Annotated in this window: 14 protein-coding genes; 5 read left to right on the top strand and 9 right to left on the bottom strand. The window is 63.2% G+C overall.

Annotation, left to right across the window (positions count from 1 at the left end; genetic code table 11):
• A complete protein-coding gene (locus ACG33_RS02165) occupies positions 1 to 1,203 on the top strand; it encodes a hypothetical protein (RefSeq protein ID WP_210399141.1) in 1,203 nt (400 codons plus the stop codon).
• Between the two features lie 40 nt (positions 1,204 to 1,243).
• The gene (locus tag ACG33_RS02170; RefSeq protein WP_157071636.1) at positions 1,244 to 1,714 is read left to right on the top strand and encodes a TlpA family protein disulfide reductase; all 471 of its coding nucleotides are present in this window, start codon (positions 1,244 to 1,246) and stop codon (positions 1,712 to 1,714) included.
• Positions 1,715 to 1,720: 6 nt separating this feature from the next.
• Here ACG33_RS02170 and ACG33_RS02175 read toward each other — a convergent pair whose 3' ends face one another.
• From ACG33_RS02175 to ACG33_RS02205, 7 genes are read right to left on the bottom strand one after another with little or no spacing between them, the layout of a single operon-like run.
• Positions 1,721 to 2,071: a YbaN family protein gene (locus ACG33_RS02175; RefSeq protein WP_066918322.1), complete on the bottom strand. Its 351-nt coding sequence runs from the start codon at positions 2,069 to 2,071 to the stop codon at positions 1,721 to 1,723.
• A 9-nt stretch (positions 2,072 to 2,080) separates the two neighbouring features.
• A complete protein-coding gene (mnhG, locus tag ACG33_RS02180) occupies positions 2,081 to 2,434 on the bottom strand; it encodes a monovalent cation/H(+) antiporter subunit G (RefSeq protein WP_066918324.1) in 354 nt (117 codons plus the stop codon).
• Entirely contained in the window at positions 2,431 to 2,706 is a 276-nt protein-coding gene (locus ACG33_RS02185; protein WP_237392710.1) for a K+/H+ antiporter subunit F, read from the bottom strand. Before ACG33_RS02185 ends, mnhG begins: the two co-directional genes overlap by 4 nt.
• Before the next feature lie 2 nt (positions 2,707 to 2,708).
• Positions 2,709 to 3,197 carry a Na+/H+ antiporter subunit E gene (locus tag ACG33_RS02190; protein WP_066918328.1) on the bottom strand — a complete coding sequence of 163 codons (489 nt, stop codon included), beginning with the start codon at positions 3,195 to 3,197 and terminating at the stop codon, positions 2,709 to 2,711.
• The gene (locus tag ACG33_RS02195) at positions 3,194 to 4,852 is read right to left on the bottom strand and encodes a monovalent cation/H+ antiporter subunit D (RefSeq protein WP_066918330.1); all 1,659 of its coding nucleotides are present in this window, start codon (positions 4,850 to 4,852) and stop codon (positions 3,194 to 3,196) included. The genes ACG33_RS02190 and ACG33_RS02195 overlap by 4 nt, the downstream gene beginning before the upstream one ends.
• Entirely contained in the window at positions 4,849 to 5,193 is a 345-nt protein-coding gene (locus tag ACG33_RS02200) for a Na+/H+ antiporter subunit C (protein WP_066918332.1), read from the bottom strand. The genes ACG33_RS02195 and ACG33_RS02200 overlap by 4 nt, the downstream gene beginning before the upstream one ends.
• A complete protein-coding gene (locus ACG33_RS02205) occupies positions 5,193 to 8,105 on the bottom strand; it encodes a monovalent cation/H+ antiporter subunit A (RefSeq protein WP_066918334.1) in 2,913 nt (970 codons plus the stop codon). Before ACG33_RS02205 ends, ACG33_RS02200 begins: the two co-directional genes overlap by 1 nt.
• 301 nt (positions 8,106 to 8,406) lie before the next feature.
• Between ACG33_RS02205 and ACG33_RS02210 the strand changes: the two genes are divergently transcribed.
• The 3 genes from ACG33_RS02210 (at position 8,407) to ACG33_RS02220 (ending at position 11,074) form a co-directional block, all read left to right on the top strand.
• On the top strand, positions 8,407 to 9,480 hold the full coding sequence (locus ACG33_RS02210) for an NAD(P)/FAD-dependent oxidoreductase (RefSeq protein WP_210399142.1): 1,074 nt from the start codon (positions 8,407 to 8,409) through the stop codon (positions 9,478 to 9,480).
• A gap of 9 nt (positions 9,481 to 9,489) precedes the next feature.
• Positions 9,490 to 10,368, top strand: a complete 879-nt coding sequence (locus tag ACG33_RS02215) for an acyl-CoA thioesterase (protein ID WP_066918338.1) — start codon at positions 9,490 to 9,492, stop codon at positions 10,366 to 10,368.
• 220 nt (positions 10,369 to 10,588) lie between these two features.
• Entirely contained in the window at positions 10,589 to 11,074 is a 486-nt protein-coding gene (locus tag ACG33_RS02220; RefSeq protein ID WP_066918340.1) for a DUF934 domain-containing protein, read from the top strand.
• A 128-nt stretch (positions 11,075 to 11,202) separates the two neighbouring features.
• Here the strand turns inward: ACG33_RS02220 and ACG33_RS02225 are convergent, their stop codons facing one another.
• Both ACG33_RS02225 and cysB read right to left on the bottom strand, forming a co-directional pair.
• Complete coding sequence (locus ACG33_RS02225) at positions 11,203 to 12,984, bottom strand: ABC transporter transmembrane domain-containing protein (RefSeq protein ID WP_066918342.1); 1,782 nt, start codon at positions 12,982 to 12,984, stop codon at positions 11,203 to 11,205.
• Positions 12,985 to 13,033: 49 nt separating this feature from the next.
• Positions 13,034 to 14,011, bottom strand: coding sequence for an HTH-type transcriptional regulator CysB (gene cysB, locus ACG33_RS02230; RefSeq protein ID WP_066918344.1), 978 nt, complete (start codon positions 14,009 to 14,011; stop codon positions 13,034 to 13,036).
• Between the last annotated feature and the right edge of the window lie 131 nt (positions 14,012 to 14,142).

A 14,142-nucleotide genomic window follows, 5' to 3' on the forward strand; every position in this document is an offset into this window, starting at 1 on the left:
ATGCGACGAAGAACGGTTGTTGCCGCGCTGGGCGTTCTGTCTTGCTGGCCGTACGTGCGCGCATTGGCGCATGCCGGCGATACGCATCGGCATGCTCAAGCCGGCAGGCGTACGGGACTGGCGATGAGCTCTGCTTTCGCGCCGGACGGCAGCTTGTGGATGGTCGGATTGAACCAACGCCGGCAGCTGTTCGTGCAGCGCAGCAGCGACGGCGCGCACTGGAGTGCGCCGCGCGTCATCGATACCGGGCACGATACGATCGCCGCCGAAGGCGAATTGCGGCCGAAGCTTGCCTTCGGACCGGATCGGCGGGTGGTCATCTCCTACACGCAGCCGCTCTCGAAGCCGTATACCGGTGAGATTCGCATGCTGCGCTCGGTGGACGGAGGAGCGAGTTTCTCCTTGCCGTTCACCGTGCATCGCGATCGGCAGCTCATCACGCACCGCTTCGAATCGATCGCCTTCGACTCGAGCGGTGCGCTGCATACGCTGTGGATCGACAAGCGCGACCTGGAGGCGGCCAGGCTGAAGGACGATGGCGGGAGTTATGCGGGCGCGGCGATCTATCGCAATGTGTCGCTCGACGGCGGCCGCACATTCGGGCCCGATATCAAGCTGGCCGATCATTCGTGCGAATGCTGCCGCATCGCGCTTGCACCTGCCGCGGGCGGCGGCCTGGCGGCGATGTGGCGGCATGTGTTTGCCGGTAACGTGAGGGATCACGCCTTCTGCACGATCGCCGCAGGCGGCGGCTCCGCGAGCGAGATGCGGCGTGCAAGTTTCGACGAGTGGAAGATCGATGCTTGTCCGCATCATGGTCCGGGGCTGGCGAGCGGCACGGGCGGTGGTTACCACGCCGTATGGTTCGGCGTGCGCCACGATGTGCCGGCGATCAGGTACGCTCTTCTCGATGAGCAGGGCGCGCCGCGCGGCCCGGTTTTGGAGCTGCCCGATGCGGGCGCGGAACATGCCGACGTAGGCAGCGTCGGTACGAATGTCGCGATCGTATGGCGAAGCTTTGACGGCGCGTGCACGCGCTATTCGGCCTGGCTTTCGAACGATGACGGCAGGACCTTCGCTATGCGTGTCCTGGGGAGCACGGAAGATGAGAGCGATAATCCGTTCCTGGTGCGTCGCGATCGGCAGTTGTTCGCGATATGGCGCACGCGCCAGGAGGTGCGCGTTGAGCGGATGTTCGGATAGCGCCGTGCGCCGGACCGGAACGGTCGTGCGTGGAGTTGGAATGGCCATGCGTCGGGCTGGAACGGCGGGCGCCTTAGTCGCCGTTTGCGCTTTTGCCGCGGCCGCGGCGGCGCCATCGAGCGTGGAGCGATTCGATGCCGCCGCCTGGGAGGACTTGCAGCAGGAGCTGTCCCGGCCGTCCGCCGTGGTCTTCACGGCCACCTATTGCGCAAGCTGTCCCGCTGTGCTGGCGAAACTGTCGGGTGCGCTCAGGGAACGAGGCATCGAGGGCGATGTCGTCGCGGTCGTGATCGATGACGCCGAGGCGTCCGAGTTGTTGAAGAACCGGCATTACCGGCATGCATCGCGCCTGTTCCTGTTCGAAGGGAATGAGGCCTCACTGCGCTACCGGGTCGACTCGCGCTGGCGCGGCGTCACGCCCTATGTTGCATTGCTGACCGCCAATGGCGAGACGGTGTTCACGGCCGGCACGCCGAGCGATGCGCAGATCGCGGCGTGGATCGGGCAGTGAATACGGCTAATCCGTTCTCCGGGTGACGATCCATGTTCCGCACACCAGCGCGACCGCCGTGGGTGCGAAGCGCCAAGGCGCATCGAGGAACGCCAGTCCTACGATCGAACCGATTGCCAACGCGACAAGCGCGGCGGCCTTGCCACGACGGCTGATCGCCCGGCGCTCGCGCCAGGCGCGCATGGGTGGACCAAACTGCGGATTGTCCAGGAGGCGCCGTTCCCATTCGGGATTGCTTCTGGCGAAGCAGAAGGCGGCGGCCAGCATGAAGGGCACCGTCGGTAGAAGGGGCAGGAATATACCGACAATGCCGAACCCGACGGCGATGATGCCGGCGACGAGATAGATCAGCCTCATCGATTCTGATCAGCTGCGGCTCGACCGCGCCGCCTCGGCCTGGTCCTGCAATCGGTCCTTGTCCCGGTAGATGGCGGCGTGCATCAACATCATCGCGGTCACGGGAGAGCTCATGACCACGAACAGCGTGATCAGAAGCTCGTGAAACACGGGGCGCTGCGCCAGCGACGAGGCGACCAGCATCGAAGCAAAGAGCAGACAGCCGGTTCCCATGGTGGTCCCCATGGAGGGCCCGTGCATGCGCGCCTGGAAGTTCGGCAGCCGTAGCAGGCCGAGTGATCCGACGAAGGCGAACAGACCGCTGGCGATCAACAAAAGTGTCGCGGGCAGGGCGGCCCACAGGGGTACATCCTGAGTCGTCATGGCTCGATCACCTCGCCGCGTAGCAGAAACTTGGCCAGCGACATCGAGCCGATGAAACCGAACAAGGCAATCATCAGGGCGATATCGAAATAGGCCTGGCTGGTCGAACGAATACCGAGCGTCAGCAGTGTGAGCATGCCGTTGATATAGAAAGTGTCCAGCGCCAGGATGCGGTCCTGGGCGGCCGGGCCGCGCAGCAGGCGTATGACGGAGAACACCATGGCCATGGAAAAGCAGAAAAGCGCGAACCAGACGGCGTAGTGCAGCAACATATTCACTGGAAAATCCCGATCAATGGGCGTTCATACCGTTCCTTGATGGTGCGGATCCAGCCTGCCTCGTCCTTGAGATCGAGTACATGCAAGGTCAGGATTCTATTCTCCTCGTCATGAGCCGCCCAGATCGTGCCGGGCGTCGACGTCACGATCGTGGATAGTACGGCGAGTCCGTGCGGATCGGTCAGTTCCAGCGGAATGTCCAGGAATCCGGACCTCACCTGGTCCGGCGGAACCATACCCAGGATGATGCGCCCGACGCCGATGTTGGATCGAACGATGTCGATCAGCACGACGAAAAAAAGCCCGACCGCGAGATATAGGCGTCGTGGACGCGGCTGCAGCGGCCGCATGGTCATGCCGGCCAGCCCCAGCAGCAGGGCCAGTATCGCTCCCAGCACCAGGTGTCCGGGCGAGACCGAGTTGTTGAGCAACAGCCAGATCACGAACATGACCGCGATCAGCATCAGCGGCGGGCGGCGTTTCATGGCTGGCTCGCTTCAACCGGTGCGAGATGCGTGCGCGAGGACAGCACGACCCGGATGTAGGTTTCGGGATCGTGCAGCGACCGCGCGGCGGCGTCCAGGTAGATCATCACGGGGTTGGCGGCGACCGTCAGGCCCATGGTGAGCAGCAGCAGAAACGCCACCGGCGCCGCTTCGATGATGCGCAGCCGCGGAGTCGTGCGGGTGACGTTGGTCCAGAACAGACGCATGCCGACGCGTGTCAGAGCGATCAGTGCCGCAAAACCGGCGACGATGATCGCGGCCATGAACGACCACATCTGCGTGGGGGCGGATTCGAAGCCTGTATTGAAGATGGCGGACAGCAGCGCGAATTTTGCGATGAACCCCGATAAAGGCGGCAGCCCGGAGATGAGCAGCACGCAGCATACGAACGACAGGCCCAGGAAGGCCATGACGGCCGGAATCGCAATGCCGACTTCATCATCGAGCGAATGCGAATCGGGAGATTCGCGCACGCCGAAGGCTTCGTAGCTGATCGCCGGCAAAGGCGCCGCGGCCGCGTCGGCCATGGGAGGAAATTGTGTGCGGGTACGTTCAGTCATGCCGGTGAGTATGAAGAATGCGCTGGTCGCGAGCACCGAGGTCAGCAGATAGAACAGGGCCGGTGCCGTCAGTACTTCGCTGGAAAAGCCCACGGCGGCCAGCAAGGTTCCCGAGGAGACGATCACCGAAAAACCGACCAGGCGACCCAGATGTTGCGCGGCCAGCAGACCGATCGTGCCGACGACGAGCGTTGCCATGCCGGCATAGAACAGCGCCGTGCCGATGAAAGTCGCATCGGCGTCGCTCGCGCCGATCAGCGTGCCGATGCGGATCAGTGCATAGATGCCGACCTTGGTCATGAGCGAAAATGCCGCTGCCACCGGTGCCCCCGCGGCAGCGTAGGTACCTGGTAGCCAGAAGTTCAGCGGCCAGCTGCCGGCCTTCACCAGGAAGGCAACTGCCAGCACCGTGGCGCCGGCTTCGAACAAGGGCCGGTCCTGCGGCGTCAGCGCGGCGATGCGACCGGCCAGATCCGCCATGTTCAATGTACCGGTAACGCCGTAGATAAGTGCCACGCCGATAAGGAACAGCAGCGAGGAGGCCAGATTGACGACGATGTAATGCAAGCCGGCCTTGACACGCGCCTTGCCGGAGCCGTGCAGAACCAGGCCATAGGAGGAAGCCAGCAGTACCTCGAAGAATACGAACAGGTTGAACAGATCACCGGTCAGGAATGCACCGTTCAAACCCATCAGCAGGAACTGGAACAAGGAATGGTAGTGCGGGCCGAGCCGATCCCAGCGAGCCAGCGAATACACCAGGGACGCCAGGCCCACCGAGGCGCCGAGCGCCAGCATCAATGCCGTCAGCCGGTCCACCACCAGCACGATGCCGAAGGGCGCAGCCCAATCCCCGATCGTGTAGACACCCACACCTTCAGACCACAGGTGCGGGATGGAATCCGTGGTCAGATACAGCAAGGTGCAGGCCGCCACGAATTGCAGCAGCATCGCAGTCAGGGCGATGCTGACACGCACCACCCTGCGGGATTCCGCCAGCATGAGCATGAGCGCACCGGCCAGCAGCGGCACTACGATCGGCAGCACCGGCAGGTGCATCAGCAGCATGTTCATGTCTCCGGCTCCTGTCCGTCGACATGATCGGTACCGGTGAGGCCGCGCGAGGCCAGCAGGACCACCAGGAACAGGGCGGTCGTGGCGAAGCCGATGACGATGGCGGTGAGCACCAGGGCCTGGGGTACGGGGTCGGCGTAGGATGCCGGATCCATGACCTCGTCGCCGCGAATGATGGGAGGCGCGTTCAACGACAGCCGTCCCATGCCGAAAATAAACAGGTTGACGGCATAGGACAGCAGCGACAGGCCCATGATGACCTGGAAAGTGCGTGGCCGCAGCAGCAGCCACACGCCGGATCCCGTCAGTACGGCGATCGCCAGTGCATAGATGGATTCCATCAGGAGACGGCTCCCACCGGTTGCTGGGTCCGTACCTCGGCGGCCTCGACGCGCAGGCGCACCTTGCGTGTCGTGCGGAAGGATTGGTGGGCGAGCGCGATCAGGATCAAGGTCGTGCCGCCGACCACCAGCAGGTAGACGCCCAGGTCGAACAGCAGCACGGTGGACAGATGAAGATCCCCGACGAAGGGCAGATGCAAGTCTGACGTGAGCGCGGTCAAGAAAGGGCGCGTGGCCAGCCACGCGCCCAGCCCGGCACTCGTGGCCGCCAGCAATCCCAGCGTCAACCAGTAGCGCGGATGGATCTTCAGCCGCGATTCGACCCATATGGCGCCGCCCACGATGTACTGCATCAGGATGGCAGTGGCCATGACCAGTCCGCCGACGAAACCACCCCCCGGCGCATCATGACCGCGCAGCAGAAAGTACAACGAGACCATCACGGCCATGGGCAGCAGCAGCCGCAGGATCACCGCTGGTACTTTCATGTGGCCGGAAGGCAGCTCTGCATCCGGGTCGATCGTCATCTCGGACTGGTTGAGCTGGGCGTGCGGTACCGCGATACTCTCCGGGGCCGGACGGAAGCGGCGCAACAAGGCATAGACCGTGAGCGCCACGACGCCTACGACGGTGATCTCGCCCAGCGTATCGAAGCCGCGGAAGTCCACCAGAATCACATTGACGACGTTATGGCCGCCTCCCTGCGGCAGTGCATTTTCCAGGAAGAACGAGGACAGGCCGCCCACCGGGGGGCGGGTGAGCATCGCAAACGACACCAGGCCCAGGCCTGCCCCGGCGGCGACGGCGATCACAGCGTCGCGGCTGCGCCGCAGCTTGGCGCGCAGCGTATCGCGAGGTTCATCCAGCAGCAGCCGTCGCGGCAGCCAGCGCAGGCCCAGCAGGATCAGCACCAGCGTGACGACCTCGACGGCGATCTGCGTGAGCGCCAGATCCGGTGCGGAAAACCAGGCGAAAGTGAGGCAGGTGGCCAGCCCGGTCGCGCCGACCATGATGAGGGCGGCGAGCCGATGATACTTTGCCTGCAGTGCAGCGCCGATTGCACAGGCGCCGCCCGCCAGCCACAGCAGCGCAAATACGGGGTCCGCCGGCAGAAGTTGCAGGTCGTTTCGCAGCAGGATTTCCTTCGACAGGGGCACCGCGGCGACCGCGAAGGCGGCGCAGACCACCCAGGTGAGTTGTGTCTGCAGCCGGCGCGAGGTGATCAGGCGGGTCAGCCAGGCCGAGGCACGGATGATGCTGACGATGAAGACATCGAAGGCACGCCGGGCATCGACGTGCGAGATCACGGGCGCCGGCCCGGTCGCGCTGCGCCGCTTGGCCGGCAGCAGCAGATAGATGGTGAGTCCGCCGGTCATGGCGAGCACGCTCATCACCAGCGGCATGGTGAATCCATGCCATACGGCCAGGCTGTACTCGGGCAGGTTTGCGCCCAGGATCGAGTGCATCGAAGTTTCCAGGAAGGGCCCCACGGTGCTGGCCGGCAGTATGCCGACCAGCAGGCAGGCGATCACCAGCAGTGCGCTGGGCAGCAGCATCCCGCGTATCGGTTCGTGCGGAGTGCGCGGCAGATCCCGTGCCGGCGGCCCGAAGAAAACCTGGTCGATGAAGCGCAGCGAATAGGCAACGCTGAACATCCCGGCAATCGTGGCTGCGGCAGGTAGGCCGATGCGCAGCGCCGGCCCGTGGCCGGCGAACATGGTTTCCGCGAAAAACATTTCCTTCGACAAAAAACCGTTCAGCAGCGGCACACCCGCCATGGCGGCGGCGGCCACGGTCGCTACGATCGTGGTGATCGGCATGATGCGGGACAGCCCCCCCAGGCGCTGCAGGTCGCGGGTGCCGGTTTCGTGGTCGACGATTCCCGTCGCCATGAACAAGGAAGCCTTGAAGGTGGCATGGTTCACCATGTGGAACACGGCGGCCACCAGCGCCATGCGGCTGTTCATGCCGAGCAACAGGGTGATGAGTCCCAAATGACTGATCGTGGAATACGCCAGCACGCCTTTCATGTCGCGCTGGAAAATCGCGGCGAATCCTCCCAGCAACAAGGTACACAGGCCGGCGCCTCCGACCGTCCAGAACCACAGGTCGGTGCCGCTGAGCACGGGCCACAGGCGTGCCATCAGGAATACACCGGCTTTCACCATGGTGGCCGAATGCAGGTAGGCCGAGACCGGCGTGGGCGCCGCCATGGCATGCGGCAGCCAGAAGTGAAACGGGAATTGCGCGCTCTTGGTCAGAGTACCCAGCACGATCAGCAGCATCATGGCGGAATACCAGGGATGCGTGCGAATGGCGTCGGCGGCGGCCAGCACCTGGTCGAGATCGTAGCTGCCGGCGATATGGCCCAGGATGAGAACGCCGATCAGCAGGCAAAAACCGCCGCCGACCGTGACCGTGAGGGCCATGCGGGCGCCGTGGCGAGCATCGCTGCGGTGATACCAGTAGCCGATCAGCATGAATGAAGTCAGGCTGGTCAATTCCCAGAACATGACCAACTGAATCAGGTTGCCCGACAGTACTACGCCGAGCATCGCCCCCATGAAAGCCATCAGAAACGAGAAAAAACGCGGCACGGGGTCGGCGGGCGACATGTAGTAGCGGGCATACAGCACGACCAGCGTGCCCATGAACGAGACCAGCAGCGCGAACAGCCAGGCGTATCCGTCCATGCGCAAGTTCAGTTCCAACCCGATCTGCGGCATCCAGGGCAGGGCCGCGCGCACGACCTCTCCCTCGACGATCAGTGGATACTGGATGGCGATGAGCACGACGCAGGCCAATGCAACGGCACCGGAGAGCCAGGCTTCGGCATTGCGCGCATTGGAGGGCAGGAATGCGGCGCAAGCGCTGCCCAGGAAGGGCAGCAGCACGATCAGGGTGAGCAGCACCGGTCAGCTGCTCCGTCCGCGAATGAATTCAGTTCCGTTCATCATTATATGTCGTTCAATGGGGGCCGCCGCGGTGCGCGGGTCGATGCCGCACGGATCGTACCGATCCAGCCGGTCTGGTCAGTCTTACGCTGCCGCACGACCGTGACGGATTCTTTCATGGCGGTGGATGCCGGACAATGCCGGCGCCATAGATCGAAGCGGTACCCAGAGCGGGACGCCTCTCGTATAGTATCAGGATGCAATTGATATCCGGATGCGCCGCAGCCTCTGCTGCAGACGATCTGCAGGAGAGAAATCCTTGAGCGAGAGCCACATCAGCGCCGCCGTGGACGGCGCCATTCAGGCCGATGTCGTCATCGTCGGCGCAGGACCTAGCGGGCTGTTCCAGATTTTCGAGTTGGGACTGCTCGGAATCCGCGCGCATATCGTCGATTCGCTCCCGCATCCGGGAGGTCAGTGCAGCGAGTTGTACCCGGAAAAGCCGATCTATGATATCCCGGCCGTACCGGTCTGCACGGCACAGGAACTGGTCGACCGGCTGTTGCAGCAGGCCAAGCCCTTCAATGCGCAATTCCACATGGGCGAGGAAGTGATCGATTTGCAAGTGCTGGAGGATCAGTCCTTCCTGCTGCGCACCTCGCGCGATACACGCTTCCATGCCCGCAGTGTCATCATCGCCGGCGGCCTGGGCTCCTTCCAGCCGCGCCGGCTGGGGCTGGCCGGTGCCGAGACGTTCGAAGGCACAAATATTCACTACAAGGTCAAGAATGCGGCCGAATTCACTCATAAGAATCTGATCATTTTCGGCGGCGGGGACTCTGCGCTGGATTGGACCTTGGAGTTGGCAGGCAAGGCGCACAGCCTGACCCTGGTGCATCGGCGCGCGGAGTTTCGCGCCGCGCCGGCCTCGGTGGCCAAGATGCGCGAACTGGTCAGCCACGGCAGCATGCGCTATGTAGAAGCCATCTCCCAGTCATTGATCATTACCGAGGACGTGCTGCAGGGTGTGCGGGTGAAGACCCCGCAGGGCCGGATCGAGGAACTATTCGCCGATCATTTACTGGTGTTCTATGGTCTGCATCCCAAGCTGGGGCCGATCGCAGATTGGGGCCTGGACATCGACAAGCGCGCGATCAAGGTCGACACGGAGAAATTCCAGACCAATATTCCCGGTGTGTTTGCGGTCGGCGACATCAACACCTATCCCGGCAAAAAGAAGCTGATCCTGTCGGGATTCCACGAGGCGGCGCTGGCAGCTTTTGCCGTGGCGGCGCGGCTCAATCCATCCAAGAAGATTCCGCTGCAATACACGACGACCAGCCCTATCATGCAGAAGCGCCTGGGTGTGGCCGCCGACGGTGCGGCGAGCTGAGGCACCCGAATGGATGCGCCGCTCGATCCGCTGCTCGTCGATGTATTACAGGTGCTGCGGCTGGAGCGGCTGGAGCCCGATCTGTTTCGAGGCGAAAGCCGCGATCCGGGACATCATCGTGTTTTTGGCGGCCAGGTACTCGGGCAGGCGCTGGTTGCAGCCTATGCGACGCTCGAGGGCCGCCCGGTACATTCCCTGCATGCCTATTTTTTGCGGGCGGGCGATCCCGATCATCCCATCATCTACCAGGTCGATCGCAGCCGGGATGGCGGCAGTTTTTCCTCTCGGCGGGTGGTGGCTCTGCAGCACGGCAAGCAGATATTCCACATGTCGGCCTCTTTTCAGCTCAAGGAGCAGGGCACCGATTCCCATGCGCCGATGCCTCTTGTGGCTGCTCCGGAAGCGCTGGGGGACACGAACGAGGCGATCGAGCAGTTTGAACGTCGTAATCCAAGCCGTACCATTCCATGGTCACGGTTGCGGCGAGCCTTCGAATTCCGTCCGACGATACCGCTGGATTCCCTTGCCGGGAATGAAGAGCCGTGCCTGATGATCTGGTTTCGCGCAGTGGATCGGCTGCCGCCCGACCCGGTGCTGCAGCACTGCTTGTTGGCGTATGTTTCAGACTATTATCTGCTGAGCGTGGCGACCCTGCGACTGCCGCCGGGCACAAACCGCGATCACCTGCAGATAGCAAGCGTCGATCATGCCATGTGGTTTCATCGTCCGGCGGCGTTGGATGACTGGCTGCTGTATGTGCTGCACAGTCCGAACGCTTCGGGTTCGCGAGGACTGTCCCAGGGCGGAATCTACAGCCGGGATGGCCATCTGGTCGCCTCCACGGCGCAGGAGGGCCTGATGCGCCACCGGCCGGAGGGTGCCGGCTGAATCCGGCCGGCCTGCCGGCGTTCGCAGGGTGTCATTCAGGCATCAGTACATATCCAAACCATATTTCATGGTCGCGCCGCAGCCGGCTAAAGTCCGGCCATGGTTCAGTGTGATCGAATCGACCCATGGAGCGTGGACCAGCAGGCAGTGCAGTCTAGCGGCCGGTTCCGCCGCGTTTTCTCCGGCCGCAACGGTCTTTTTCCTTTCGAGGCTCGTGTCTATGCGCCGTATCATCAAGCAGCGTGATATCGTCATCGACGAGTGGCGCTACGCCGAGGAGGATCCTCTCGGCCGGAAACGGGCCTTGATCCTGCCGTTCGATCGCTGGATTCAGGAGCGCAAGCGCTTGTGGCTGTGGGATGGCCGTCTGGGAGTGCGCATCGCACCGACCGATCCGGTGGCCGCGTTGGCGCAGGATTTTCTACGCGTTTCGCTGATCGCCATCGAGTTCGACGGCGGGGACGAGGATCAGGGCTACAGCCAGGCGCAGTTGCTGCGCAATCACTACGGATTCACCGGCGAACTGCGTGCCATAGGCCGTCTCCAGCGTGACCGGCTATCTTATATGGCACGCTGCGGCTTCGACAGTTTCGAGTTGCCGCCGGGCGCAGACCTCGATGCGGCTCTGCATGCGCTCAATGATTTCATTGTGGCCTGCCGGGGCGCAGCCGATGCCGATGCGGTGCCGCTGCGCCGCACCGGCTGATTTGCCCGCCTGCCCACCCGTTATGCCATGGCGCCGCAGTTGCTGCGGCCGCCTGATTTCTCGCAACGTCGACCCAAGCCCGAACGTTGTCTAGACTTCACCCGGATGTTCGGCCATGACTCCAGCCTTCAGCCAGCCGCCAAGTCGGCGAATTGCAGGGCGGCGAGCCGGGCATAGAGTTCGTTGTTAGCCAGCAGTTCGGCATGCGTGCCGATGGCGGCGATGCGGCCATGATCCACGACGACGATACGATCCGCCTTCAGGATCGTGGCCAGGCGATGGGCAATGATGATGGTCGTACGTCCCTGCATCAGCCGCTCCAGGGCCTGCTGCACATAGCGCTCGCTCTCGGCATCCAGTGAACTGGTCGCCTCGTCCAGCAGCAGTATGGGCGGATCCTTCAGCAAGGCCCGTGCGATCGCGATGCGCTGGCGCTGTCCGCCGGAGAGACGTGCGCCGCGCTCGCCTAGAAAAGTGTCATACCCCTGCGGCAACTCCTGAATGAACGCATCCGCACCTGCCGCTTGAGCGGCCGTCTCGATTTGAGCATCGCTTGCTCCGGGCCGCCCATAGCGGATGTTTTCACGAGCACTGGCGCCGAACAGCACCGTTTCCTGGGGTACCAGGCCGACACGGCGGCGCACCTCGCCGGGATCGGCCAGGGAAATATCGATGCCATCGATGACAATACGCCCGCTGGCGGGATCGTAGAATCTCAGCAGCAATTGGAAGGTCGTGCTCTTGCCGGCACCGGACGGGCCGACGAAGGCAACCGTCTCGCCGGATTCGATCTCGAGCGAGAAACCATCGAGCGCCAGGCTGTCCGGACGGGAGGGATAGCGAAACGACACGTCCTCGAAGCGAATGCAACCGCGCGCCGGGCTGGCGAAGCTCCGCGGGTTCGCCGGCGCCACGATCCGGGGCGTGGCTTCGAGCAGTTCGGCCAAGCGTTCCATGGCACCGGCGGCGCGCTGGACCTCGCCCCACATTTCGCTGAGCGAGGCAGCGGAGATCGCCACGTAGACGGCATAGATGAGGAATTGGCTGAGCTCGCCGCCGCTCATTTCACCAGCCAGGACGCGGTGAGCGCCTTGCCATAACACCAGAGTGACTGCCGCGAAGATAAGCATGGTACCGGCGGCGGTCAGCAGGGCGCGTACGCGGGTGCGCTGCACGGCGATCGTGAAGGAGTCCTCTACCGCCCGGCCATAGCGCTCGCTGTGCAAATCCTCGAGAGTAAACGCCTGTACGGTCTGCATGGCATTGAGGGTTTCACCAGCCAGGCCGCTGGTGTCCGCGATCCGATCCTGGGATTGGCGCGAAAGTGTCCGCAGCCGTCGTGCGATCGCGATCAGGGGCGCGATCACCAGGGGCAGCAGCAGCAGGATCATGCCGGCCAGCGCCGGGCTGGTCACGATGAGCAGCGCCAGCGCACCGATGAGCTGGATGCTGGAGCGCAGTGTGATCGACAGGTTCACGCCGGCAATCGACTGGATCAAGGTGGTGTCGGTCGTCAATCGCGACAGGACTTCGCCGGTACGCGTGGTTTCGAAAAAGGTCGGATCCATGCGAATGATGCGGCGATAGACATCGCCGCGTAGATCCGCGATCACACGCTCCCCCAGCCAGGTGACCAGATAGAATCGTAGCGCCGCGAACACGCCGAATATTCCCGCGGCGACCAGGAACGCCACGAAATAGGTGTCTATGGTGCCGCGATCCTGGACGGCCATGCCTTTATCGATGACGTCCTTGAAGGCGATCGGCAATACCAGCATGGCTGCCGAGGCGATCAACAGGGCGATCAGCGCCAGGGCCAGAGTCGAGCGATATTTGCGCAGATAAGGCCATAACGCGCGCAGCGGCGTGAGCGAACGGGACTTGGGGCGCTCGGGCGGTGTGGAGGACATGGATGTCGTTAGGATCCGGCTGGCGGTCTGGTGAAGAACCTGGGTGAGATTACCGGAATATCGGCAGGTCTACGTCCGCGAACAGTGCGTCGACCTCCTCGACGGTGGAGGCGTTGCCCGCCCGGTCGACCAGGCGACGTGTCAAATGCGGCCCGATCGCCTGCAGAAATTCGTACATGTAGCTGCGCAGCAGCGCTCCCTGATGAAAGCCGATCCAGGTCAGATGGGCCGGGAACAGGTGCGAAGCGTCGATGGACACCAGATCGGCATCCTCGCGCGGATCAATCGCCATGCTGGCGATCACACCCACCCCCAGTCCCAGGCGCACATAGGTCTTGATGACGTCGGCATCGCGGGCTGTCAGGGCGACGTTCGGCGTTTTACCGGCACGCGCGAAAATCTGCTGCAGCGATGAGGGCCCGGAGTAGCTGAACACGTAGGTGACGATCGGGTATTTGGCCAGGGTCTCGATCGTGACTTTCGCCTCATTTTCCAGCGGATGGCCATGAGGCACGACCAGGCGCCGGTGCCAGCGGTAGCAGGGCAGCAGCACCAGGTTGGTGAACATCTCCTGCGAACCGGTGTTGATGGCGAAATCGATCCGATCGAGCGAGGCCATCTCGGCGATCTGTTCGGACGTTCCCTGGTGCAGATGCAATTCCACCTGAGGGTAGCGTTGGCGAAACGTGCGAATGACCGAGGGAAGGACGTAGCGTGCCTGGGTATGGGTCGTGCCGATGGACAGGGTGCCGCGTCCATCGTCCTTCTGCTCGTCGGCCAGGCGCTTGATGTTCTGAACTTCCTTGAGGATTTTCTGAGCCCGCTCGATCACACGCTTACCGGACGGGGTGATGCGCGTGAGCGTGCGTCCCTGGCGCAGGAAGATCGGAAATCCCAGTTCGTCCTCGAGTTGCTTGAGCTGTTTGCTGACGCCGGGTTGGGAGGTATGCATCCGTTCCGCGGCAGCAGTGATATTGAGATCGTTTTCGACGATCGCAGCCAGATAGCGCAATTGCTGTAGTTTCATGCGCTTGACTTTAATTGAACGCGGCACAGAAGTCATAACGGCGCCGCATCATGACAGAACGAACCGGTCTTTCCCTGGTGGCAACCGAGTTGGTTAAAGTGTCTTTCATGCGATGGGTCGGGGCATCCCGG

It is taken from the genome of Steroidobacter denitrificans, from assembly GCF_001579945.1.
In the GTDB taxonomy this organism is placed as follows: domain Bacteria; phylum Pseudomonadota; class Gammaproteobacteria; order Steroidobacterales; family Steroidobacteraceae; genus Steroidobacter; species Steroidobacter denitrificans.